The sequence below is a fragment of the Pseudomonas sp. NPDC087612 genome, from assembly GCF_044743505.1.
In the GTDB taxonomy this organism is placed as follows: Bacteria; Pseudomonadota; Gammaproteobacteria; order Pseudomonadales; family Pseudomonadaceae; genus Aquipseudomonas.
The window spans coordinates 107,473-127,869 of sequence record NZ_JBIUWO010000011.1; the positions used below are offsets into that span (position 1 = coordinate 107,473).

Annotated in this window: 20 protein-coding genes; 10 read left to right on the forward strand and 10 right to left on the reverse strand. The window is 63.2% G+C overall.

Features of this window, described 5'->3' with window-relative positions; all coding sequences use genetic code 11:
* The first annotated feature begins 13 nt into the window (after window positions 1–13).
* The 8 genes from rodA (at window position 14) to ACIOVF_RS22305 (ending at window position 7,539) form a co-directional block, all read left to right on the forward strand.
* Complete coding sequence (rodA, locus tag ACIOVF_RS22270; protein WP_045200058.1) at window positions 14–1,117, forward strand: rod shape-determining protein RodA; 1,104 nt, start codon at window positions 14–16, stop codon at window positions 1,115–1,117.
* Window positions 1,118–1,134: 17 nt separating this feature from the next.
* Window positions 1,135–2,145 (forward strand): lytic murein transglycosylase B, encoded by a 1,011-nt coding sequence (mltB, locus tag ACIOVF_RS22275; protein WP_045200056.1) that lies wholly within the window; start codon window positions 1,135–1,137, stop codon window positions 2,143–2,145.
* Window positions 2,145–3,149 (forward strand): septal ring lytic transglycosylase RlpA family protein, encoded by a 1,005-nt coding sequence (locus tag ACIOVF_RS22280; RefSeq protein WP_045199870.1) that lies wholly within the window; start codon window positions 2,145–2,147, stop codon window positions 3,147–3,149. Before mltB ends, ACIOVF_RS22280 begins: the two co-directional genes overlap by 1 nt.
* 134 nt (window positions 3,150–3,283) lie before the next feature.
* The gene (locus ACIOVF_RS22285) at window positions 3,284–4,444 is read left to right on the forward strand and encodes a D-alanyl-D-alanine carboxypeptidase family protein (protein ID WP_045199868.1); all 1,161 of its coding nucleotides are present in this window, start codon (window positions 3,284–3,286) and stop codon (window positions 4,442–4,444) included.
* Window positions 4,445–4,519: 75 nt separating this feature from the next.
* Window positions 4,520–4,792, forward strand: coding sequence for a DUF493 domain-containing protein (locus ACIOVF_RS22290; RefSeq protein WP_045199865.1), 273 nt, complete (start codon window positions 4,520–4,522; stop codon window positions 4,790–4,792).
* The gene (gene lipB, locus ACIOVF_RS22295) at window positions 4,792–5,439 is read left to right on the forward strand and encodes a lipoyl(octanoyl) transferase LipB (RefSeq protein ID WP_045199863.1); all 648 of its coding nucleotides are present in this window, start codon (window positions 4,792–4,794) and stop codon (window positions 5,437–5,439) included. The genes ACIOVF_RS22290 and lipB overlap by 1 nt, the downstream gene beginning before the upstream one ends.
* A 2-nt stretch (window positions 5,440–5,441) precedes the next feature.
* Window positions 5,442–6,440 carry a lipoyl synthase gene (lipA, locus tag ACIOVF_RS22300; RefSeq protein ID WP_010222903.1) on the forward strand — a complete coding sequence of 333 codons (999 nt, stop codon included), beginning with the start codon at window positions 5,442–5,444 and terminating at the stop codon, window positions 6,438–6,440.
* A 91-nt stretch (window positions 6,441–6,531) separates the two neighbouring features.
* Window positions 6,532–7,539, forward strand: a complete 1,008-nt coding sequence (locus ACIOVF_RS22305) for an LD-carboxypeptidase (RefSeq protein WP_045199860.1) — start codon at window positions 6,532–6,534, stop codon at window positions 7,537–7,539.
* Here the strand turns inward: ACIOVF_RS22305 and ACIOVF_RS22310 are convergent.
* The 5 genes from ACIOVF_RS22310 to leuS all read right to left on the reverse strand — a co-directional run bounded on the left by ACIOVF_RS22310 (window position 7,530) and on the right by leuS (window position 13,535).
* On the reverse strand, window positions 7,530–8,846 hold the full coding sequence (locus ACIOVF_RS22310; RefSeq protein WP_045200053.1) for a lytic murein transglycosylase: 1,317 nt from the start codon (window positions 8,844–8,846) through the stop codon (window positions 7,530–7,532). The genes ACIOVF_RS22305 and ACIOVF_RS22310 overlap by 10 nt on opposite strands.
* A 61-nt stretch (window positions 8,847–8,907) precedes the next feature.
* On the reverse strand, window positions 8,908–9,072 hold the full coding sequence (arfA, locus tag ACIOVF_RS22315) for an alternative ribosome rescue factor ArfA (RefSeq protein WP_045199858.1): 165 nt from the start codon (window positions 9,070–9,072) through the stop codon (window positions 8,908–8,910).
* A gap of 111 nt (window positions 9,073–9,183) precedes the next feature.
* Complete coding sequence (holA, locus tag ACIOVF_RS22320; RefSeq protein WP_045199856.1) at window positions 9,184–10,221, reverse strand: DNA polymerase III subunit delta; 1,038 nt, start codon at window positions 10,219–10,221, stop codon at window positions 9,184–9,186.
* 36 nt (window positions 10,222–10,257) lie between these two features.
* Window positions 10,258–10,863: an LPS assembly lipoprotein LptE gene (lptE, locus tag ACIOVF_RS22325; RefSeq protein ID WP_045199854.1), complete on the reverse strand. Its 606-nt coding sequence runs from the start codon at window positions 10,861–10,863 to the stop codon at window positions 10,258–10,260.
* Window positions 10,864–10,928: 65 nt separating this feature from the next.
* Window positions 10,929–13,535 carry a leucine--tRNA ligase gene (gene leuS / locus ACIOVF_RS22330; RefSeq protein ID WP_123565119.1) on the reverse strand — a complete coding sequence of 869 codons (2,607 nt, stop codon included), beginning with the start codon at window positions 13,533–13,535 and terminating at the stop codon, window positions 10,929–10,931.
* Between the two features lie 240 nt (window positions 13,536–13,775).
* Here leuS and ACIOVF_RS22335 point away from each other — a divergent pair, with 240 nt between their 5' ends.
* Window positions 13,776–14,090, forward strand: a complete 315-nt coding sequence (locus tag ACIOVF_RS22335; protein WP_045199850.1) for a hypothetical protein — start codon at window positions 13,776–13,778, stop codon at window positions 14,088–14,090.
* A gap of 124 nt (window positions 14,091–14,214) precedes the next feature.
* Window positions 14,215–14,976 (forward strand): YdcF family protein, encoded by a 762-nt coding sequence (locus ACIOVF_RS22340; RefSeq protein WP_401292525.1) that lies wholly within the window; start codon window positions 14,215–14,217, stop codon window positions 14,974–14,976.
* Here ACIOVF_RS22340 and lnt read toward each other — a convergent pair.
* The 5 genes from lnt to miaB form a co-directional block, all read right to left on the reverse strand.
* On the reverse strand, window positions 14,973–16,490 hold the full coding sequence (gene lnt / locus ACIOVF_RS22345; RefSeq protein ID WP_045199845.1) for an apolipoprotein N-acyltransferase: 1,518 nt from the start codon (window positions 16,488–16,490) through the stop codon (window positions 14,973–14,975). The genes ACIOVF_RS22340 and lnt overlap by 4 nt on opposite strands.
* An 8-nt stretch (window positions 16,491–16,498) precedes the next feature.
* The gene (locus tag ACIOVF_RS22350; protein WP_010222913.1) at window positions 16,499–17,338 is read right to left on the reverse strand and encodes an HlyC/CorC family transporter; all 840 of its coding nucleotides are present in this window, start codon (window positions 17,336–17,338) and stop codon (window positions 16,499–16,501) included.
* A gap of 5 nt (window positions 17,339–17,343) precedes the next feature.
* Window positions 17,344–17,841, reverse strand: a complete 498-nt coding sequence (gene ybeY / locus ACIOVF_RS22355) for an rRNA maturation RNase YbeY (protein ID WP_258608161.1) — start codon at window positions 17,839–17,841, stop codon at window positions 17,344–17,346.
* The gene (locus ACIOVF_RS22360; protein ID WP_401292529.1) at window positions 17,834–18,835 is read right to left on the reverse strand and encodes a PhoH family protein; all 1,002 of its coding nucleotides are present in this window, start codon (window positions 18,833–18,835) and stop codon (window positions 17,834–17,836) included. Before ACIOVF_RS22360 ends, ybeY begins: the two co-directional genes overlap by 8 nt.
* Before the next feature lie 123 nt (window positions 18,836–18,958).
* Entirely contained in the window at window positions 18,959–20,287 is a 1,329-nt protein-coding gene (gene miaB / locus ACIOVF_RS22365) for a tRNA (N6-isopentenyl adenosine(37)-C2)-methylthiotransferase MiaB (RefSeq protein WP_045199840.1), read from the reverse strand.
* Window positions 20,288–20,397 lie beyond the last annotated feature (110 nt).

Here is a 20,397-nt window from a genome sequence, read left to right on the forward strand (position 1 = left end):
CAGCGAGGACGTAATGCGTCGTCGCGCAAGCTTCCTGCAGCGCATCCATGTCGACGGCCCGTTGCTGATCCTGCTGCTGACCCTGGCTGCCGGCAGCCTGTTCGTGCTCTATTCGGCCAGCGGCAAGAACTGGGACCTGCTGCTCAAGCAAGCCAGTTCGTTCGGCATCGGCCTGGTGTCGATGTTCGTCATTGCCCAGCTCGAACCACGTTTCATGGCGCGCTGGGTGCCCCTTGCCTATGTGGTCGGGGTGATCCTGCTGGTGGTGGTCGACGTCATGGGCCACAACGCCATGGGCGCCACGCGCTGGATCAACATTCCCGGGGTGATCCGCTTCCAGCCCTCGGAGTTCATGAAGATCATCATGCCGGCGACCATCGCCTGGTACCTGGCCAAGCGCTCGCTGCCGCCGCATTTGAAGCACGTGGTGATCAGCCTGATCCTGATCGGCCTGCCGTTCATCCTCATTGTGCGCCAGCCAGACCTGGGTACCGCCTTGCTGATCCTCGCCTCCGGCGCCTTCGTACTGTTTATGGGTGGCCTGCGCTGGCGCTGGATCCTCAGCGTGGTGGCGGCGGCAGTGCCGGTGGCGGTAGCGATGTGGTTCTTCGTCATGCACGACTACCAGAAGCAGCGGGTACTGACCTTTCTCGACCCGGAAAGCGATCCGCTGGGCACCGGCTGGAACATCATCCAGTCGAAAGCGGCGATCGGCTCGGGCGGGGTGTTCGGCAAGGGCTGGCTGCTGGGCACCCAGTCGCACCTGGACTTTCTCCCGGAAAGCCACACCGACTTCATCATTGCCGTGCTTGGCGAGGAGTTCGGCCTGGTCGGCATCTGCGCGCTGCTTTTGATCTACCTGCTGCTGATCGGCCGCGGCCTGGTGATTACCGCCCAGGCCCAGACGCTTTACGGCAAGCTGCTGGCTGGCAGCCTGACCATGACCTTCTTTGTTTATGTGTTCGTCAATATCGGTATGGTCAGCGGCTTGTTGCCCGTGGTGGGGGTGCCGCTGCCCTTCATTAGTTATGGCGGAACTTCGTTGGTGACGCTGCTGTCAGCGTTTGGGGTTTTAATGTCGATCCATACGCATCGCAAATGGATTGCGCAGGTTTGAATAAGGTGAAGAATTACATGCAAGCAATGCGTGGCTGGGCGGCTCGTTGTGCGCCCTGGGTCGGCTTTGTAGGTTTGCTCGGCGGCGCGCAAGGCGCTGCTGCCGGCGACTACGACGGCTCGCCCCAGGTGGCCGAGTTCGTCGGCGAAATGACCCGCGACTACGGTTTTGCCGGTGAGCAACTGATGGGGGTGTTTCGCGAGGTTCAGCGCAAGCAGTCGATCCTTGACGCGATCTCGCGCCCGGCTGAACGGGTAAAACCCTGGAAAGACTACCGGCCGATGTTCCTCACCGACGCCCGCGTCGCCCGCGGCGTCGACTTCTGGCGCCAGCATGAGGCCACCCTGGCCCGCGCCGAACAGGAGTACGGCGTGCCGGCCCAGGTGATCGTCTCGATCATCGGCGTCGAAACCTTCTTTGGCCGCAACACCGGCAATTACCGGGTGATCGATGCGCTGTCGACCCTGGGCTTCGATTACCCGCCGCGTGCCGAATTCTTCCGCAAGGAGCTGCGCGAGTACCTGCTGCTGGCCCGTGAAGAGCAGGTCGACCCACTGACCCTCAAGGGCTCCTACGCCGGGGCCATGGGCTTGCCGCAGTTCATGCCGAGCAGCTTTCGCGCCTACGCCGTGGATTTTGACGGCGACGGCCACATCAATATCTGGAACAACCCGGACGATGCCATCGGCAGCGTTGCCAGCTACTTCAAGCGTCATGGCTGGGTAGCCGGCGAACAGGTGGTCAGCCGCGCCACGGTGCGTGGCGAACGCGTCGACGAGGGCCTGAGCCCGGGCATCGACGCGGTCAAGACGGTCGGGGAGTTGCGGGCACTGGGCTGGTCGAGTCATGATGCGCTGCGCGATGATCTGCCGGTCACCGCCTTCCGGCTCGAAGGTGACAATGGCCCGGAATACTGGCTGGGCCTGAAAAACTTCTACGCGATCACTCGCTATAACCGCAGCGTGATGTATGCCATGGCAGTGCATCAGCTCTCGGACCTGCTGGTTCAAGCACGGGGCGCCAAGTAATGCGCGTAATGTTCTCCGCTACATCGCTGAAACTGCTGGGTTGCGCGGCCCTGGGCCTGGTGCTGGTGAGCTGTTCGAGCAGCCGCCCGAGCACCTCCACCCAGGGTAATGCCAATGTCGTGCGGGCCAAGCCCGGCCTGGACATCAACCGGGCCCACAAGGACGGCGCGCCATGGTGGGACGTCGACGTCTCGAAGATCCCCGACGCGACCCCGACCGTGCACACCGGCAACTACAAGGCCAACCCCTACACCGTGCTGGGCAAGACCTACTTCCCGATCCCCGACTCGCGCAACTACCGCGCCGAGGGCACGGCATCCTGGTACGGCACCAAGTTCCACGGCCAGAACACCGCCAACGGCGAGGTCTATGACCTCTACGGTATGAGCGCGGCGCACAAGACCCTGCCGCTGCCGGCCTACGTCAAGGTTACCAACCTCGACAACCAGCGCAGCGTGATCCTGCGGGTCAACGACCGCGGGCCGTTCTATTCCGACCGCATCATCGACCTGTCGTACGCGGCGGCGAAGAAGCTCGGCTATGCCGAGACCGGCACCGCGCGGGTGCGCGTCGAAGGCATCGACCCGAAACAATGGTGGGCCCAGCGGGGCCAGCCGGCGCCGATGGTCCTCGACCAGCCGCAAGTGGCCCAGACCCAGGCGCTGCCGGCCAGCACCGGCACGGTCGAGCAATGGACGCCACCGCCGCAGCAGCACGCCGCTGCGGTCGTACCCCTGCAAGTCGCCAGCAACAACACGATGGCCAGCAATGGTCTTTACTTGCAGGTCGGCGCTTTTGCCAACCCCGATGCCGCCGAACTGCTGCGCTCCAAGCTCAGCAGCATGGTCAGCGCACCGGTGTTCATCAGTTCGATCGTGCGCAACCAGCAGACCCTGCACCGGGTCCGCCTGGGGCCGATCAACAGCCAGGGCGAAGCCCAGCAGATGCAGGACAGCGTGCGCCTGGCCAATCTGGGGCAGCCCAAAGTCGTCACGGCAGACTGATCGGGGGGACTGATCGGTTTGTCATGCAGCCGGGCGCAGCCGCCATGTACAATGGCGGTTTTGCCCGTCAGGCCATGCGCCTGTAAACGTTTTGCCCATGAGGGCATGAGCCCATTAGCCATTTCGAGAGACGGATGAACATAACCAGCTTTGCCAAACGCCTTTGCCTGCTTGTACCGCTGATGATTGCCCCCGCCGCCTTCGCGGCAGAGCAAATGATGCCGTCGCCGCCGCAACTGGCTGCCAAGTCCTACGTGCTCATGGAAGCCTCCAGCGGCAACATCCTGGTCGAGAACAATGGTGACCAGCGTCTGCCTCCGGCGAGCCTGACCAAGCTGATGACCGCCTACATCGCGACCCTGGATATCCGCCGCGGGCAGATCGGCGAAAACGACCCGGTCACCGTCAGCGAAAACGCCTGGCGCACCGGCGGTTCGCGGATGTTCATCAAGGTCGGCACCCAGGTCAGCGTCAGCGACCTGCTGCACGGCATCATCATCCAGTCGGGTAACGACGCCAGCGTCGCCCTCGCCGAGCACATCGCCGGCAGCGAAGACGCCTTCGCCGACATGATGAACAAGACCGCCGGCGACCTGGGCATGAGCAACAGCCACTTCATGAACCCGACCGGCCTGCCGAACCCCGAGCACTACTCGTCGGCCCACGACATGGCAGTGCTGGCGCGCGCGATCATCCACGAAGACCCGGCTCACTATGCGATCTACTCGCAGAAAGAGTTCTTCTGGAACAACATCAAGCAGCCTAACCGCAACCTGCTGCTGTGGCGCGACAAGACCGTCGACGGCCTGAAAACCGGCCACACCGACGAAGCCGGCTACTGCATGGTGTCTTCGGCAGTACGTGACGGCATGCGCCTGATCGCCGTGGTCTTCGGTACCAACAGCGAGCAATCGCGTGCGGCCGAAACCCAGAAGCTGCTGACCTACGGCTTCCGCTTCTTCGAAACCCAGACCTTCTACCAGAAGGGTACCGAGCTTGCCCAGGCACCGGTCTGGAAGGGCGCAACCAATCAGGTCAAAGCCGGTCTCGCCGAAGACCTGACCATGACTTTGCCTAAAGGCCAATTGAAAAAGCTGGCCGCAAGCATGACCATGAACCCGCAATTGATCGCTCCGATCAACAAAGGTGACGTGATCGGTAAAGTGGAAGTCAAACTGGATGACAAGGTTGTCCACAGTGCCGACCTGATCGCGCTGGATGGCGTTGAGGAAGGTGGTTTCTTCCGTCGTGTGTGGGATAGCATTCGGCTATTCTTCTACGGGTTGTTCAACTGATATCGTGACCTGCCACGCCCCCGCCACTCATGCGGGGGCGTTGTTGTTGCCACGGCTTACGAGGCCGTTACTGCTATGACCGAAGCTGACAAGTCGCACAAAATCGAATTCCCCTGCGCCGATTACCCGATCAAGGTCATCGGCGACACCGTGGTCAATTTCAAGGACACGGTGATCGAGATCCTCAAGAAGTACGCCACGGTCGACATGAGTACCCTGGCTGAACGTCAGAGCAAGGAAGGCAAGTACACCACGGTGCAACTGCACATCATCGCCACGGGTGAAGACCAGCTGCACGATATCAACAGCGCCCTGCGCGCGACCGGAATCGTGAAAATGGTGCTCTGATGCCCGCGTGCCTCGGCTTTCGCGACCTCGGCCTGCTGCCTTACGAGCCGGTGCTGGAGGCCATGCGTCGGTTTACCGACCAGCGTGGCCCGGGCACCGCGGATGAGGTATGGCTGGTTGAACACCCGGCGGTGTTCACCCAGGGCCAGGCCGGCAAGGCCGAGCATCTGCTGGTACCGGGTGACATCCCGGTGGTGCAGACCGATCGCGGCGGCCAGGTGACCTATCACGGCCCGGGTCAGCTGGTGGCGTACTTGCTGCTGGATGTACGCCGCCTGGGTTTTGGCGTGCGCGATCTGGTCAGCCGCATCGAGCGCTGCCTGATCGAGTTGCTGGCCAGTTACAACGTCGAGGCGGCGGCCAAGGCCGATGCCCCAGGCGTTTATGTCGACGGGGCGAAGATCGCCTCGCTCGGCCTGCGGATTCGCAATGGCTGTTCGTTCCACGGCCTTGCCTTGAACGTGGACATGGACCTGGCGCCATTCCGCCGGATTAACCCCTGCGGGTATGCGGGGCTGGCCATGACCCAGCTGCGCGACCAGGCAGGCTCGATCGAACTCTCTGAGGTAAGGGCAAGGCTGCGCGGGCAGCTGGTCAAGCACCTCGACTATGCTGAGCAGACGACCCTTACGGGCGGAATCTTCTGAATATGACTACTGTTGTGCAAGAACCAGTGCAAAGCGTGACGCCAGCGCCTCGGCCGAAGGTCGAGGCGGGTGTCAAACTGCGTGGCGCGGAAAAAGTCGCGCGTATCCCGGTAAAGATCATCCCCACTGACGAGCTGCCAAAGAAGCCTGACTGGATTCGCGTGCGTATCCCGGTTTCGCCGGAAGTCGACCGCATCAAGCAACTGCTGCGCAAGCACAAGCTGCACAGCGTCTGCGAAGAAGCCTCCTGCCCGAACCTGGGCGAGTGTTTCTCGGGCGGCACCGCGACCTTCATGATCATGGGTGACATCTGCACCCGTCGCTGCCCGTTCTGCGACGTCGGCCATGGCCGGCCGAAGCCCTTGGACGTCGACGAGCCGAAGAACCTCGCCGTGGCCATTGCCGACCTGCGCCTGAAGTACGTGGTGATCACCTCGGTGGACCGCGACGACCTGCGCGACGGTGGCGCCCAGCACTTTGCCGACTGTATCCGCGAAATCCGCGCGCTGTCGCCGGGCGTGCAGCTCGAGACCCTGGTGCCGGACTACCGCGGGCGCATGGACGTGGCCCTGGCGATCACCGCCGAAACCCCGCCGGATGTGTTCAACCACAACCTCGAAACCGTACCGCGCCTGTACAAGGCCGCGCGTCCGGGTTCGGACTACCAGTGGTCGCTGACCTTGCTGCAGAAGTTCAAGGAACTGGTGCCGCACGTACCGACCAAGTCCGGGCTGATGCTGGGCCTTGGCGAAACCGACGAAGAAGTGATCGAAGTGATGCATCGCATGCGCGAGCACAACATCGACATGCTGACCCTCGGCCAGTACCTGCAGCCGTCGCGCAGCCACTTGCCGGTGCAGCGTTTCGTGCACCCGGACACCTTCGCCTGGTTCGCCGAAGAAGGTTACAAGATGGGCTTCAAGAACGTTGCTTCCGGTCCGCTGGTGCGTTCTTCGTACCATGCCGACCAGCAGGCGCATGAGGCCAAGATCAAGCTCTGATCGACAGCCTGGTTGTCTCGATGCCGATGTCTGCTGCAAAGCGACATCGGCATTTTTGTTTGCCGACCTGTCCACACAAGGAGTTGTCTGGATGAACCTACCTTTTACTCAAGAGGCTGGCGTGCTGGCGCATGCCTTGCCGTTACCGAGCGCCTTGCCCGCTGGCGGGCTGATCGCAATCATCGCCCCGGCAGGTCCCGCCCAGGTCGATACGCTCAAGGTCAACCAGTGGTTCGAGGCGCGCGGCTATCGCTGCCGGATCTACCCGGGGGTAACCGCCGCCGAGGGTTATCTGGCCGGTAGCGATGCGCAGCGCCTGCAAGACCTGCACAGTGCATTTGCCGCTAAGGATGTCGATGCCATCATCTGCCTGCGCGGTGGCTACGGCAGCATGCGCCTGCTGGAAAACATCGATTTCGACTTGCTGCGCCGGCATCCCAAGCCGTTGGTCGGCTACAGCGACATTACCGCGCTGCACACGGCGATTGCCCGTCATGCCGGGTTTGTGTCTTTCCATGGTGCCATGCTCAAGTCGGAGCTGCTGGGCAACAAGCAGGAGCCGACACTCTCTTCGCTGTTCGAGCAGCTGCGCGGCCAGCTGGGCGCCGGTGACCGTCTTGAGCACCCTCAGGCCTGGCCATTGACCACCATCCTGCCAGGCACTGCCAGCGGGCCTTTACTGGGGGGTAATCTGTCGTTGTTGTGCGCGACCCTGGGCACCCCGGCAGAACTCCACTGTGATGGCGGTATTCTGTTTATCGAAGACGTCAACGAGCCGCTGTACCGGGTCGACCGCCTGCTGACGCAATTGCGTCTGGCGGGCAAGCTCGAAGGGATTCGTGGCGTGCTGGTCGGGGATTTTGCCGGGATTGCACTAGAGGCGCTGGCGCCCTTGCTGCGCCAGTTCTTTGCACCGCTGCAGGTGCCGGTGCTGGCCGGCTGGCGCAGTGGTCATTGCGACCCGAACCTGACGTTGCCGATGGGGGCCAGGGTGTGCCTGGATGCCGATGGCAAGTGTTTGCGACTGGAGCAGGATTTGTTTGAGCGCCATCGCGGGGCAGGCCAGAGTGACCTGCCCCGCGAGGTGCTTCAGCGCTGACGCAAGCTATCGAGCAGCTTGTGCGTCGGATAGCCATCAGCCGGCCAGCCCAAGGCCTGCTGGGCGCTGCGGATGGCCTTGCGGGTGTTGGCGCCGATGATGCCGTCGGCGGCGCCGGCGTCGTAGTTGCGGGCACTGAGCAGGGTCTGCAGCTCGACACGCTCGCTGCGGCTCAGTGGCAGGTCATCCTTGGGCCATGAGCCGGCAATGTAGCCCGAGCCATCGAAGCGCTGGCCGAGCAGGCCGACGGCCATGGCGTAGGACGACGAGTTGTTGTACTTGAGGATCGCGCGGAAGTTGTCCAGTACCAGGAATGCCGGGCCGCGATAACCGGCCGGCAACAGCAGGGCGGCGGACAGCTGCTCGCTGCCGGCTGGCAAACGTACGCCGGCGGGCAGTTTCAGGCCCATCTGCAGCCATTCCGATACCGGCTTGCGCTGGCTGCCATCGGCCAGCCAGTAGTCGAAGCCAGGCGCCAGCTGCACCTCAAAACCCCAGGGTTCGCCGCGTTTCCAGCCGGAGCTCTGCAGGTAATGCGCAGTCGAGGCCAGGGCGTCAGCCGAGCTGTTCCAGATATCCCGGCGGCCGTCGCCGTCAAAGTCCACGGCATGGGTGTTGTAGGTGGTGGGGATGAACTGGGTCTGGCCCATGGCCCCGGCCCAAGAGCCCTTCATGGCGTCGGGCTGGATATCACCGTTTTGCAGGATTTGCAGCGCCGCGATCAACTGCGCCTGGGCGAATGCCGGGCGGCGGCCTTCATAGGCCAGGGTGGCGAGAGAGCGGATAACCGATTTGTTGCCCTGGAACTGGCCAAAGTTGCTCTCCATTCCCCACACCGACACCAGCACATTGCGGTCGACGCCGTAGCGTTGTTCGATCTGGCTCAGCAACTCGGCATGTTTTTCCAGCAGGCCTTTGCCGTTGCGTACCCGCAGTGGCGACAGCGCACCATCGAGGTACTCCCATACCGGCCGGGTAAACTCAGGCTGGCTGCGGTCGGCCTTGATCACGTCCATGTCGGGTGTGACACCGAGGAATGCGCGGTCGAAGGTGCTGGCATTGATACCCGCTTGCAGGGCTTGCTGGCGGAATCCCGCCTGCCATTGGGCGAAGCTTTGCAGCGGCTGGATCTCGCTGAGCGTGTCGACGGCAGGGGTGGGCAGGGTGACGACTGGAGCCGGTTGGGCGGGGGCCAGCGGCAGCGCATCGGCGGCGGTGGGTTTCTCCGCGCAGGCGACAAGCAGGATGAGGCTGGAGGCGGCAATCAGCTGGCGAGGTTGCCAGCGACGGGAAAGACAAAGGGGCATGCACAGGTCCAGGTATTTCAGGTCAGGTGCCGACCATACCATGCCTGCCGGATTCTTGCCTTTATGCGGCCAAAAAGTAAGAAGCCTCCCAATCTCTCGATTGGAAGGCTTCGCGGCGGTAGCTGCCTTTGCCTTTGCCGGCGCGTTCCTGGCGGCTGCGGAACAAGGGCTGGGCGACGATGGATTTGGCCTTGTTGGGCCCGGGCTTTGCGGGTTTTTTGCTCATGACAGGGAGTCCTGCAGGGTGGGTGTGGGGCGCAATATAGGTGTGAAGTTATCGCGGGGCAAGCCCGCTCCCACACAAATCGGTAGGAGCGGGCTTGCCCCGCGATACATTTCACTCCGCCGGCAAAGCCAGGCGCTGCCCCGCCATCAACAACGACAAGCGCGCCAGGCTGGTCCACGGCGAACCCTGGGCCTGGCCCTTGATCTGCGCATCGATGCGCTGGGCATCCTGCAGCAACTGGCTCCAGCGCTGCGCCGAATGGCGTTGCAGGGCTTTGCTCATCAGCGGCTTGCGCTTGTCCCAGACCGGCGGCCGGGCCTGGCTGAAGGCCTTGTCCAGCGGCACGCCCTGGCTGAACTGCTGGGCAAGCCCGGCCAGCAGGCGCAGTTCCCGGGCCAGGGCCCAGAGAATCACCGGTGGCTCGACCCCTTCGCCGCGCAAGCCTTCAAGCATGCGCAAAGCATGGGCTGCCTCGCCATTGAGGATCGCATCGACCAGGCCGAACACATCGAAACGGGCACTGTCGGCTACCGCCGCCTGGACCGTTTCAACCGTGATCTGATTGCCTTCGGCCAGCAGCTTGAGCTTCTCGATCTCCTGGGCTGCTGCCAGCAGGTTGCCTTCAACCCGGGCGGCGATCAGGTCAACCGCGTCGCGCTGGGCGCTCAGCCCGGCCTGGGACAGGCGCTGGCTGATCCATTGCGGCAACTGGTGGCTGTCTACCGGCCAAATCTGCACGAACTGGACGTGCTGGCCTTCGATCAGCGCCTTGCCCCACTTGGTCTTCTGCGCACTGCCATCGAGCTTGGGCAGGCTGATCAGCAGCAGGGTGTCTTCGGCAGGCTTGGCGCAGTACTCGATCAGTGCTGCCGCGCCCTTGTCGCCAGGCTTGCCGGAGGGCAGGCGCAGCTCGAGCAGGCGGCGCTGGGCGAACAGCGACAGGCTGGCCCCGGCCTGGAGCAGGGTGCCCCAGTCGAAGTTGGCGTCGGCGCTGAACACCTGGCGTTCATCGAAGCCTTGCTGGCGCGCCGCGGCACGCACGGCGTCGGCCGCTTCCTGGCACAGCAGCGGGTCATCGCCACTGATCACGTAAACCGGCGCGAGGCTGCCTTGCAGGTGTTTGTTGAGCTGGGCGGGAGTGAGTTTCATGATGGCAGACGGGGCACCGAAGTGCCCCGTTCAGTCTCAGTTGCGCGGCAGTTGCAGCGGCGACTGCTGAGGCGTTTCGTCCTGGGCACGGCGGGCGGCTTCCAGGGCGTCGGCTTCGGCTTGCGCACGTTCGTCAGCCTTTTGTTGCAGGCCTTCAAGCTGGCTCGGGGTCAGCAGTTGCAGGCGTACCAGCATGTTCTGCACCAGGTCGCGGCGCATTTCCTTGCGGGTCTGGTTGGCTTCCTGGTCGGAACCGGTGATGTTGTTGCCGTCATGCACGTAGATCTTGCGCACTTCGAGCTTGTCGTTGAGCAGGTTGGTGTCGTTGTGACCTTCGATGCTGTAGCTCAGCACGGTGGTCAGTTCGTACTCGGCCGAGCGCCCGGAACCGGCGTAGGTTGCCGCACGCTGGGACTCTTGTTCGTTGGTCAGCACCAGCTTGTAAGGCGCGCCGGCGTGGACATTGACGCCGTTGCTTTGCAATGCCTGGCGCAACTGCAGCACGGTATCGCCGTAGGCGTTACGCGCGCTCAGGTCCAGTTCCTTGATCGCCAGTTCCGTGTTGCCGGTACCGCGCAGCTGGAAACCGCAGGCGCTGAGCATAACGGCCAGGCCCATTACCAGCAGATTGCGTTTGATCATGTTGTAGCTCCCTTGTGGGCCGATTCTGTGCGCCGGCCCGCGCTGTGGCGGGCCGGCTTTTCCTGTCAGTTGGCGACGATGTTGACCAGCTTGCCCGGTACCACGATGACCTTGCGGATGCTCAGGCCTTCGGTGAAGCGCAGCACGTTCTCGTTGCTGCGCGCGGCGGCTTCGACTTCTTCACGGCTGGCGGCGGCCGGCATTTCGATCTGGCCACGCAGCTTGCCGTTGACCTGGATGACCAGGACGATGCTGTCCTGGACCAGGGCGCTCTCGTCCAGTACCGGCCAGGCCGCATCGATCACTGCATCCTGGTGTCCCAGGCGCTGCCACAGCTCGTGGCTGATGTGCGGGGTGATCGGTGCCAGCAGCAAGGTTACAGCTTCCAGGCCTTCCTGCAGCAGGGCGCGGTCCTGTTCGCTGGCTTGCGGGGCTTTCTCCAGTACGTTCATCACGGTCATCACCTGGGCGATGGCGGTGTTGAACTTGTGATGCTGGCCGACATCGGTGCTGGCTTGCTTGATGGCTGCGTGGATGGCGCGGCGGATCACTTTTTGCCCGTCATCGAGGCTGGCGACATCTAGCTTGCCCGGCAGGCCCTGGGCCACGTGGGCCTGGGCCAGGCGCCAGACGCGGCGCAGGAATCGGTTGGCACCTTCGACACCGGAGTCGGACCATTCCAGGCTCATGTCCGGCGGCGAGGCGAACATCATGAACAGGCGGCAGGTGTCGGCGCCGTAGGCTTCGATCATCGCCTGCGGGTCAACGCCGTTGTTCTTGGACTTGGACATCTTCTCGGTGCCGCCGATCTCGACCGGCAGGCCGTCGGTTTTCAGCGTGGCGCCGATGATCTTGGCCTTGGCGTCGCGCTCGATCTCGACGTCGGCCGGGTTGAACCAGTCCTTGCCGCCGTTGCTGGCAACGCGGTAGTAGGTTTCGGCAACGACCATGCCCTGGGTCAGCAGGTTCTTGAACGGCTCGTTGGAGGTGACCAGGCCTTCGTCGCGCATCAGCTTGTGGAAGAAGCGCGCGTACAGCAGGTGCAGGATCGCGTGTTCGATACCGCCGATGTACTGGTCGACCGGCAGCCAGTGGTTGGCCGCTTTCGGGTCGACCATGCCGCCTTCGTAGTTCGGCGAGGCGTAGCGGGCGAAGTACCACGACGACTCGACGAAGGTGTCCATGGTGTCGGTTTCACGCTTGGCCGCGGTGCCGCATTTCGGGCAGCTGCACTCGTAGAACTCGGGCATGCGCGCCAGCGGCGAGCCGGCGCCATCGGGCACGACGTTTTCTGGCAGGATGACCGGCAGTTGCTCTTCCGGTACCGGCACATCGCCACAGGACGGGCAGTGGATAATCGGGATCGGGCAGCCCCAGTAGCGCTGGCGGCTGATGCCCCAGTCGCGCAGGCGGAACTGGGTGCGGGATTTGCCCAGCTCTTTCTTGATCAGCGCCACTTCGATGGCGTCGAACGCGCCGGCGAAGTCCAGGCCGTCGAATTCGCCGGAATTGATCAGCTGGCCGTGCTCGCCATAGGCGGCCAGCCACTCGTTGCCGACTTCATCGCCGGCACTGGTGCGCACCACGGCCTTCACTGGCAGGTTGTACTTGTGGGCGAACTCGAAATCGCGCTCGTCGTGTGCCGGTACCGCCATTACTGCGCCATCGCCGTAGTGCATCAGCACGTAGTTGGCGACCCACACCGGCAACTTCTCGCCGGTCAGCGGGTGCTCGACGAACAGCGAGGTGGCCAGGCCCTTTTTCTCCTGGGTGGCGATGTCGGCTTCAGCGACGCTGCCGCTCTTGCATTCATCGATGAAGGCTTGCAGCTCGGGGTTGCCCTGGGCGGCCTGGGTGGCCAGCGGGTGCTCGGCGGCAACGGCCACGTAGGTGGCGCCCATCAGGGTGTCCGGACGGGTGGTGAAGACTTTCAGCACCCCGGCGTGGCCGATGCTGGCCTGGTCGTAGGGGAACTGCACTTCCATGCCGCGGGACTTGCCGATCCAGTTGCGCTGCATGGTCTTGACCTGCTCAGGCCAGCCCGGCAGCTCGTCGAGGCTTTCCAGCAGCTCGTCGGCGTAGTCGGTGATCTTGAAGTAGTACATCGGGATTTCGCGCTTCTCGATCAGCGCGCCCGAACGCCAGCCGCGACCGTCGATGACCTGCTCGTTGGCGAGCACGGTCTGGTCGGCCGGGTCCCAGTTCACGGTACCGTTCTTGCGGTAGATCACGCCTTTTTCGAACAGGCGGGTGAACAGCCACTGTTCCCAGCGGTAGTAGTCCGGCTTGCAGGTGGTGACTTCACGCGACCAGTCGAATGCCAGGCCCAGGCTCTTGAGCTGCGTCTTCATGTAGTCGATGTTTTCGTAGGTCCACTTGGCCGGGGCGACGTTGTTCTTCATCGCGGCGTTTTCCGCCGGCATGCCGAAGGCGTCCCAGCCCATTGGCTGCAGGACGTTCTTGCCGAGCATGCGCTGGTAACGGGCGATCACGTCACCGATGGTGTAGTTGCGCACGTGGCCCATATGTAGCTTGCCGCTTGGGTACGGGAACATCGATAGGCAGTAGTACGTGTCCTTGCCTGGCTGTTCACTGACTTCAAAAGACTTTCGCTCATCCCAGTAAGACTGGGCGGCGGCTTCGATTTCGCGGGGCTGATAGAGTTCGTGCATGGCTACTTTGCGCTGAGAAATGGGAGACCTTATCCAGGCAGCGATCAAACCGCTGCATCGGCAATCCGGTGTCAAGTATGGTGAACGCCCTAGCATACATGACCCCTGTCCACCGAGGGAAACCCTGATTGCACCGCCTTTGGCGCGGCGGGCCGTTGGTCGCGGCGTCCGGCTGCTTTTGCGAGTAACGCTAAGCTCATGTGTGGGGGGAGATATATTTATCTTCAATGAGGTGAACGGATGGGAGAGTCGCAGCAACAAGTAACCAAACCGGAGCTTTACGAACGGCTGATCGATCGTCTGGGCCTGGCCCTCGAGGTCGCCAGAACCTCCGTTCGATTACGCGATGAAGTGCCTGCTGAATTGGAGTTGCGTGGTTTGAGCCGCGCTGAATTCGAAGTGATCAAGGCCTATCTGGAATCCCTTCCGGAGGGCGGGCATGGACGCGTCGGCGCATTGCCACACGTGGAGACGCCACCTGCGGCCAGAGTTGTCTGGCTCAAGGACAAGCGCTCCGCTACCACAGCGAAGTCCAGGACGCTGCATTTCAAGTAGCTGTTCGGGTTTTTCCGGCGCAAGGCGGAGTGCGCCACTGCAGCAAAAACTTCCCGGAGCGGCACCTGACTATTGTTGCCAGGTGCCGTTCCTCTTAGGCTGCGCACCTCCAAGGAGGTGTCCTGTGCCCATTCGCTATCTCATCAAACAAATGATCATGCCGCCCGGCATCCTGTTTCTTTTGCTGATTGCTGCCTGGTGGCTACGCAATTCCTGGCCGCGGCTGTCGACCCTGTGCTTTGTCCTGGGCCTGGGCGGCTTGTGGCTGATGAGCCTGCCGATCGTGGTGGAGCAGGCTGCCCGGCAACTGGAAAGCGAACCGGCACTGGCCAGCAGTCAGTGGGCAGGGCTTGCGCAGCAGGCCGATGCCATCGTCATCCTCGGCGCCGGGCGCGAGCGCGGCGACCCTGCCTGGGACTCGCAGGACCAGCCCACGGGCGTGGCCATGGAGCGCATGCGTTACGCCGCGCAGCTGGCCAAGACCTCGGGGTTGCCAGTATTGACCAGCGGCGGATTGCATTACGGTACGCCGCCCAGCGAAGCGCAGCTGATGGCCGATTCCTTGCAGCGAGACCTCGGGGTCAGCGTGCGCTGGAAGGAAGAGCGCAGCCGTACCACCTGGGAAAACGCGCAGATGAGTGCCGAGTTGTTGCAGCCTCTGGGGATCAAGCGCGTCGTGGTGGTGACCCAGGCCTGGCACATGCAGCGTTCACGCTGGAGCTTCGAGCAGGTGGGGTTTGTCGTGGTGCCGGCACCGGTGGGCTTTCTGGGTCGTGACCATGCCCGGCCCTTCGGTGGCTGGCTGCCGGAAGGCAAGTCGTTGTGGCAGAGCGGCCAACTGCTCAATGAGGCAGTCGGCCTGCTCGGCTACAAGCTGTTCTACTAGACGGTCTTGGCGATCCGGCTGGCCAGCAGGGCCCAGCCCAGCAGCAGCGCGCAGAGAATCACCAATGGCCAGGAGCGCCACTGCAGGTACGGGGTGAGTTGCTGCATCGGCACCACTTCGCCATAGAGGATGCCACGCTCGAACTGCGGGATCTGTGCGGTGATGCGCCCGAACGGGTCGATCAGGCCGGTGACACCGTTGTTGGTGGCGCGGATCATCCAGCGGCCGGCTTCCAGGGCACGCATCTGCGCCATCTGCAGATGCTGCAGGGGGCCGATCGAGGTGCCGAACCAGGTGTCGTTGCTGATGGTCAGGAGGATATCGCTGCGGGCCGCCAGGCTTGCGGCAAACTCCGGATAAACCACTTCGTAGCAAATGTACGGCGCGATTTGATAGCCCTTGGCCTGCAACAGTGGCTGATCGGCCGGGCCACGGGCGAAGTCCGACATTGGCAGGTCAAAGAAGGCGATCAGGCCACGGAGCATGTCCTGCAGCGGCACGTACTCGCCAAATGGCACCAGTTTTTGCTTGAGGTAGGTGCCATCGCCTTCGCCGGTGACAGTGATGCCGTTGTAATAGCGGCGTTGCTCGTGCACCACTTCACGTACCGGAACCCCGGTGATCAAGGCGGTATTACGCTCGGCGGCGAAGTTGCCCATCATGTCCAGGTAGCCCTGGGCCTGGTCCTTGAGGATCGGCACCGCGGTTTCCGGCCACACCAGCAGGTCGACCGGCTTGGAGCTGAAGCTCATGTCGCGGTACAGGGCCAGTTGAGCATTGACGTGTTCGGGGTTCCACTTCATTTCCTGCTCGACGTTGCCTTGCAGCGCAGCAACGGTCAGCGGCTTGCCCGCCGGGCTGGTCCAGGCGTGGTTTTTCAGCGCCAGGCCGATGGCCCAGGGGGCCAGCAGCAAGACCACGGCCACTGCCAGAAACGACGTGCGCGCGCGCAGGCGTGGCAGGTTGCACAGCAGCGCCGCGCACAGCGCCAGGCAGAACGAGATCAGCCACATGCCGCCCAGCGGCGCCAGGCCCGACAGCGGGCCGTCGAGCTGGCTGTAACCGGAGTACAGCCAGGGGAAACCGGTAAGGAACCAGCCGCGGAACGCCTCCTGGCCGACCCATAAGGCGGCGAAGCACAGAGCATCGGCCAACGGCGCCTCGTTGCGCCGTAGCCAGCGCGCCCAGAGCCAGGCGGGCAGGGCGAAGAACCAGGCAATGGCGGCAAAGAACGCCAGCAACAGCCCGGTGGCCAGCAGCGGCGTGGCGCCGCCGTAGGTATTGATGCTGACGTAGATCCAGCTGGTGCCGGCGGCGTACAGGCCAAAGCCGAAGCACCAGCCGCGGCCCAGGGCCTGGCGCGGGCTGAGCTCGCGCAGGCCGAGGTAGAACAGGCCGGCCGCAAGCAAGGCCAGCGGCCAGATGTCGAACGGCGCCAGGGCCAGGGTGGTGATTGCACCGGCCGCCACGGCCAGCAGGTTACCGGGCCAGCCGGGGCGGGTGATCCAGCGCATGGTTGTCCTTAACGGGTGATAGGGGTCAGACGCAGCAGGTGAATCCGGCGGCTGTCAGCGTTGAGAATACGGAAACGGTACGGGCCGATCTCGGTGGTCTCGTTACGCTTGGGCAGGTGGCCGAAGGCGCTCATTACCAGGCCGCCGACGGTGTCGAACTCGTCGTCGGAGAACTGGCTGTCGAAGAACTCGTTGAAGTTCTCGATCGGCGTCAGCGCCTTGATCAGGAAGTCGCCGCTGGGCAGTGGCTTGATGTAGCTGTCTTCCTCGACGTCATGCTCGTCTTCGATGTCGCCGACGATTTGCTCGAGGACGTCTTCGATGGTCACCAGGCCCGCCACGCCGCCGTACTCGTCGATGACGATGGCCATGTGGTTGTGGTTGGCGCGAAACTCGCGCAGCAGCACGTTCAGGCGCTTGGACTCGGGCACGAAGGTGGCCGGGCGCAGCAGGTCCTTGATGTTGAAGCTGTCGCCGTTCTCCTTGAGGATCAACGGCAGCAGGTCTTTGGCCAGCAGCACGCCGAGCACGTCATCGTGGCTTTCGCCGACCACCGGGTAGCGCGAGTGGGCGGCGTCGATCACCGCCGGCAGGAACTCACGCGGCGACTGGGTCGCCTTGATGCTCATCATCTGCGAGCGCGGCACCATGATGTCGCGCACCTGCAGGTCGGCGACCTGGATGGCGCCCTCGACAATGGTCAGCGCCTCGCTGTCGAGCAACTTGTTCTGATGGGCTTCGCGCAGCAGCTCAAGCAGCTCCTGACGGTTTTTCGGCTCGTGGGCAAAAGCCTGGGTCAGTTTGCCCAGCCAGGACTTTTGCCCGTTGCTCGATCGATCTTCGCTCATGGCGGTTACTCGTGATCCTTTGCAGATATCAGTGTTGAATTGTCGTCGTGTTCGTCGTCGGCGTACGGGTCCGGATGACCCAGTTCAGCAAGCAACGTTCGTTCCAGTGCTTCCATTTCCTCGGCCTCATCGTCGTCGATGTGGTCGTAGCCCAGCAGGTGCAGGCAACCGTGGATGACCAGGTGCGCCCAGTGGGCCTCGAGCGCCTTGCCCTGTTCGACAGCCTCGCGTTCGACCACGGCGATGCAGATCACCAGGTCGCCGAGCAGCGGAATGTCGAGCAGTTCATCAGGCACGTCGGCCGGGAACGACAGCACGTTGGTGGCGTAGTCTTTGTGCCGCCAGGTGTGATTCAGTTCGCGGCCTTCGGCTTCATCGACCAGACGGATGGTCATTTCCGAGTCGGCCGTGCGCTGGCGCAGGGCCAGCTCGCACCATTGGCGAAATTGCTCTTCGGTCGGGTGGTTCGCATCGCTTGCCAGCTGCAGATCGAGCTCAAGCATCGCGGTGTTTGCCTTCGGTCGGGTTCTGCTGCTGGCTGTCGAAGCGCTCGTAGGCCTCGACAATGCGCTGCACCAACGGGTGGCGGACCACGTCCTTGGGCTGGAAGTGCGTAAAGCTGATGCCCGGCACTCCCTTGAGCACCTCGATGACATGGGCCAGGCCCGACTTGGTGCCACGCGGCAGGTCGACCTGGGTGATGTCACCGGTGATCACCGCGGTGGAACCGAAACCAATGCGGGTGAGGAACATCTTCATCTGCTCGACCGTGGTGTTCTGGCTTTCGTCGAGGATGATGAAGCTGTTGTTCAGGGTGCGCCCGCGCATGTAGGCCAGCGGTGCGATCTCGATCACCTGGCGTTCGATCAGCTTGGCCACGTGTTCAAAGCCGAGCATCTCGTACAGCGCGTCATACAGCGGGCGCAGGTACGGGTCGATCTTCTGTGCCAGGTCGCCGGGCAGGAAGCCGAGTTTTTCACCCGCTTCGACCGCCGGACGCACCAGCAGGATGCGTCGCACCTGTTCACGCTCCAGGGCATCAACCGCGCAGGCCACGGCCAGGTAGGTCTTGCCGGTACCGGCCGGGCCGATGCCGAAGTTGATGTCGTTGCCGAGGATTTCCTTCACGTAGCGCTGCTGGTTCAGCCCGCGCGGACGAATCATGCCCTTGCGCGTGCGCAAGGAAACACTGACTTCGTTGACGGCCGGGTTCTCCAGCTCTTCGACGGCCGATTCCTGCAGGTACAGGTGGACCATTTCCGGCGACAGCTCGGTGGCCTTGGCCTCGCGATAGAGGCGGCGCAGCAGTTGCTCGGCAGAGGAGGTGTGCTTGGGTTCGCCGATCAGTTCGAACTGATTGCCGCGGTTGCGGATTTCGACGGCCAGGCGCTGTTCGATCAGGCGCAAATGCTCGTCGAACTGCCCGCACAGGTTGGCGAAGCGATGGGCCTCGAAAGGCTCGAGGATGAAACGATGTGGTTCGATAGGTGCGTTCAAGGTCGTTTTTCAGCCGCCCAACGGCAAAGGATATGGTCTCAAGGATAACCCTAGCCGCTGCAGGGCGAAAGCGCTGAAACGATCAAGGGTCGCCGGGCCTGTAACCAGGCCCGGCAGGACAGCTCAGTGGGCCAGCGAGCCGAACAGCGAGTGCGGGCGCGCGTCGTCGATATGGATGTCGACGAACTGGCCGATCAGCTTGGGATTGTCGCAGCGAAAGTTGACGATACGATTATTCTCGGTACGCCCCTGCAACTGGCCAGGATCGCGGCGCGAGTAGTCGGTGACCAGAATGCGCTGGACCGTACCGACCATTTGTCGGCTGATCTCGAAGCCCTGGGTGTCGAGGCGGTGCTGCAGGGCCTTGAGGCGCTCTTTTTTCAGTTCTTCCGGGGTTTCGTCCGGCAAGTCCGAGGCCGGGGTGCCCGGGCGCTGGCTGTAGACGAACGAGTAGGAAAAATCGAAACCGACGTCGGCCACCAGCTTCATGGTCTGCTCGAAGTCTTTCTCGGTTTCGCCGGGGAAGCCGACGATGAAGTCCGAGCTGATGCAGATGCCCGGTACCGCCGCCTTGAGCTTGCGCAGCTTGGACTTGTATTCGAGGACAGTGTGGTTGCGCTTCATCGCCGCCAGCACCCGGTCGGAGCCCGATTGCACCGGCAGGTGCAGGTGCTTGACCAGCTCCGGCACCTCGGCGTGGGCCTGGATCAGGCTGTCGGAAAACTCCAGCGGGTGCGAGGTGGTGTAGCGGATGCGCTCGATGCCATCGACGGCGGCGACCACGCGGATCAGCTCGGCAAGGTCGGCCAGGCGGCCGTCGTGGGTCTGGCCGCGGTAGCCGTTGACGTTCTGCCCCAGCAGGGTGACTTCACGCACGCCGTTCTCGGCCAGGTGGATGACCTCGGCCAGCACGTCGTCGAACGGCCGGCTGACTTCCTCGCCGCGGGTGTAGGGCACCACGCAGAAGGTGCAGTACTTGCTGCAGCCTTCCATTACCGAGACATAGGCGGTGGGGCCGTCGATGCGTGGCTCGGGCAGGTGGTCGAATTTTTCGATCTCCGGGAACGACACATCGACCTGCGGCAGGCGCGTGGTGCGTGCGGCGTCGATCATCTCCGGCAGGCGGTGCAGGGTCTGCGGGCCGAAGACCACGTCGACATAGGGCGCGCGCTTGCGGATCGACTCGCCTTCCTGGCTGGCCACGCAGCCGCCGACGGCGATGACCATGTCCGGTTTGAGGTCCTTGAGTTCACGCCAGCGGCCCAGCTGGGAGTACACCCGGTCCTGGGCACGCTCGCGGATCGAGCAGGTGTTGAGCAGGATGACGTCGGCGTCTTCGGCGCGGGCCGTGACTTCAAGGGCTTGATGTTCACCCAGCAGATCGACCATGCGCGAGCTGTCGTACTCGTTCATCTGGCAACCGTGGGTTTCGATGTAAAGCTTCTTGGCCATGGGAGATCATCTGGTAATTCGAAGAACCGCACATTATAAGGGCCCGGCGCCGTGGATCCTAGCGTTGTCGGCCCGGTGCCTATGTTATAGTTTGCGACTTCTTTACCACC

Coding starts and splice junctions, on each gene's coding strand:
- rodA (WP_045200058.1), top strand. CDS start 14: ATGCGTCGTCGCGCAAGCTTCCTGCAGCGCATCCATGTCGACGGCCCG.
- mltB (WP_045200056.1), top strand. CDS start 1,135: ATGCAAGCAATGCGTGGCTGGGCGGCTCGTTGTGCGCCCTGGGTCGGC.
- ACIOVF_RS22280 (WP_045199870.1), top strand. CDS start 2,145: ATGCGCGTAATGTTCTCCGCTACATCGCTGAAACTGCTGGGTTGCGCG.
- ACIOVF_RS22285 (WP_045199868.1), top strand. CDS start 3,284: ATGAACATAACCAGCTTTGCCAAACGCCTTTGCCTGCTTGTACCGCTG.
- ACIOVF_RS22290 (WP_045199865.1), top strand. CDS start 4,520: ATGACCGAAGCTGACAAGTCGCACAAAATCGAATTCCCCTGCGCCGAT.
- lipB (WP_045199863.1), top strand. CDS start 4,792: ATGCCCGCGTGCCTCGGCTTTCGCGACCTCGGCCTGCTGCCTTACGAG.
- lipA (WP_010222903.1), top strand. CDS start 5,442: ATGACTACTGTTGTGCAAGAACCAGTGCAAAGCGTGACGCCAGCGCCT.
- ACIOVF_RS22305 (WP_045199860.1), top strand. CDS start 6,532: ATGAACCTACCTTTTACTCAAGAGGCTGGCGTGCTGGCGCATGCCTTG.
- ACIOVF_RS22310 (WP_045200053.1), bottom strand. CDS start 8,846: ATGCCCCTTTGTCTTTCCCGTCGCTGGCAACCTCGCCAGCTGATTGCC.
- arfA (WP_045199858.1), bottom strand. CDS start 9,072: ATGAGCAAAAAACCCGCAAAGCCCGGGCCCAACAAGGCCAAATCCATC.
- holA (WP_045199856.1), bottom strand. CDS start 10,221: ATGAAACTCACTCCCGCCCAGCTCAACAAACACCTGCAAGGCAGCCTC.
- lptE (WP_045199854.1), bottom strand. CDS start 10,863: ATGATCAAACGCAATCTGCTGGTAATGGGCCTGGCCGTTATGCTCAGC.
- leuS (WP_123565119.1), bottom strand. CDS start 13,535: ATGCACGAACTCTATCAGCCCCGCGAAATCGAAGCCGCCGCCCAGTCT.
- ACIOVF_RS22335 (WP_045199850.1), top strand. CDS start 13,776: ATGGGAGAGTCGCAGCAACAAGTAACCAAACCGGAGCTTTACGAACGG.
- lnt (WP_045199845.1), bottom strand. CDS start 16,490: ATGCGCTGGATCACCCGCCCCGGCTGGCCCGGTAACCTGCTGGCCGTG.
- ACIOVF_RS22350 (WP_010222913.1), bottom strand. CDS start 17,338: ATGAGCGAAGATCGATCGAGCAACGGGCAAAAGTCCTGGCTGGGCAAA.
- ybeY (WP_258608161.1), bottom strand. CDS start 17,841: ATGCTTGAGCTCGATCTGCAGCTGGCAAGCGATGCGAACCACCCGACC.
- miaB (WP_045199840.1), bottom strand. CDS start 20,287: ATGGCCAAGAAGCTTTACATCGAAACCCACGGTTGCCAGATGAACGAG.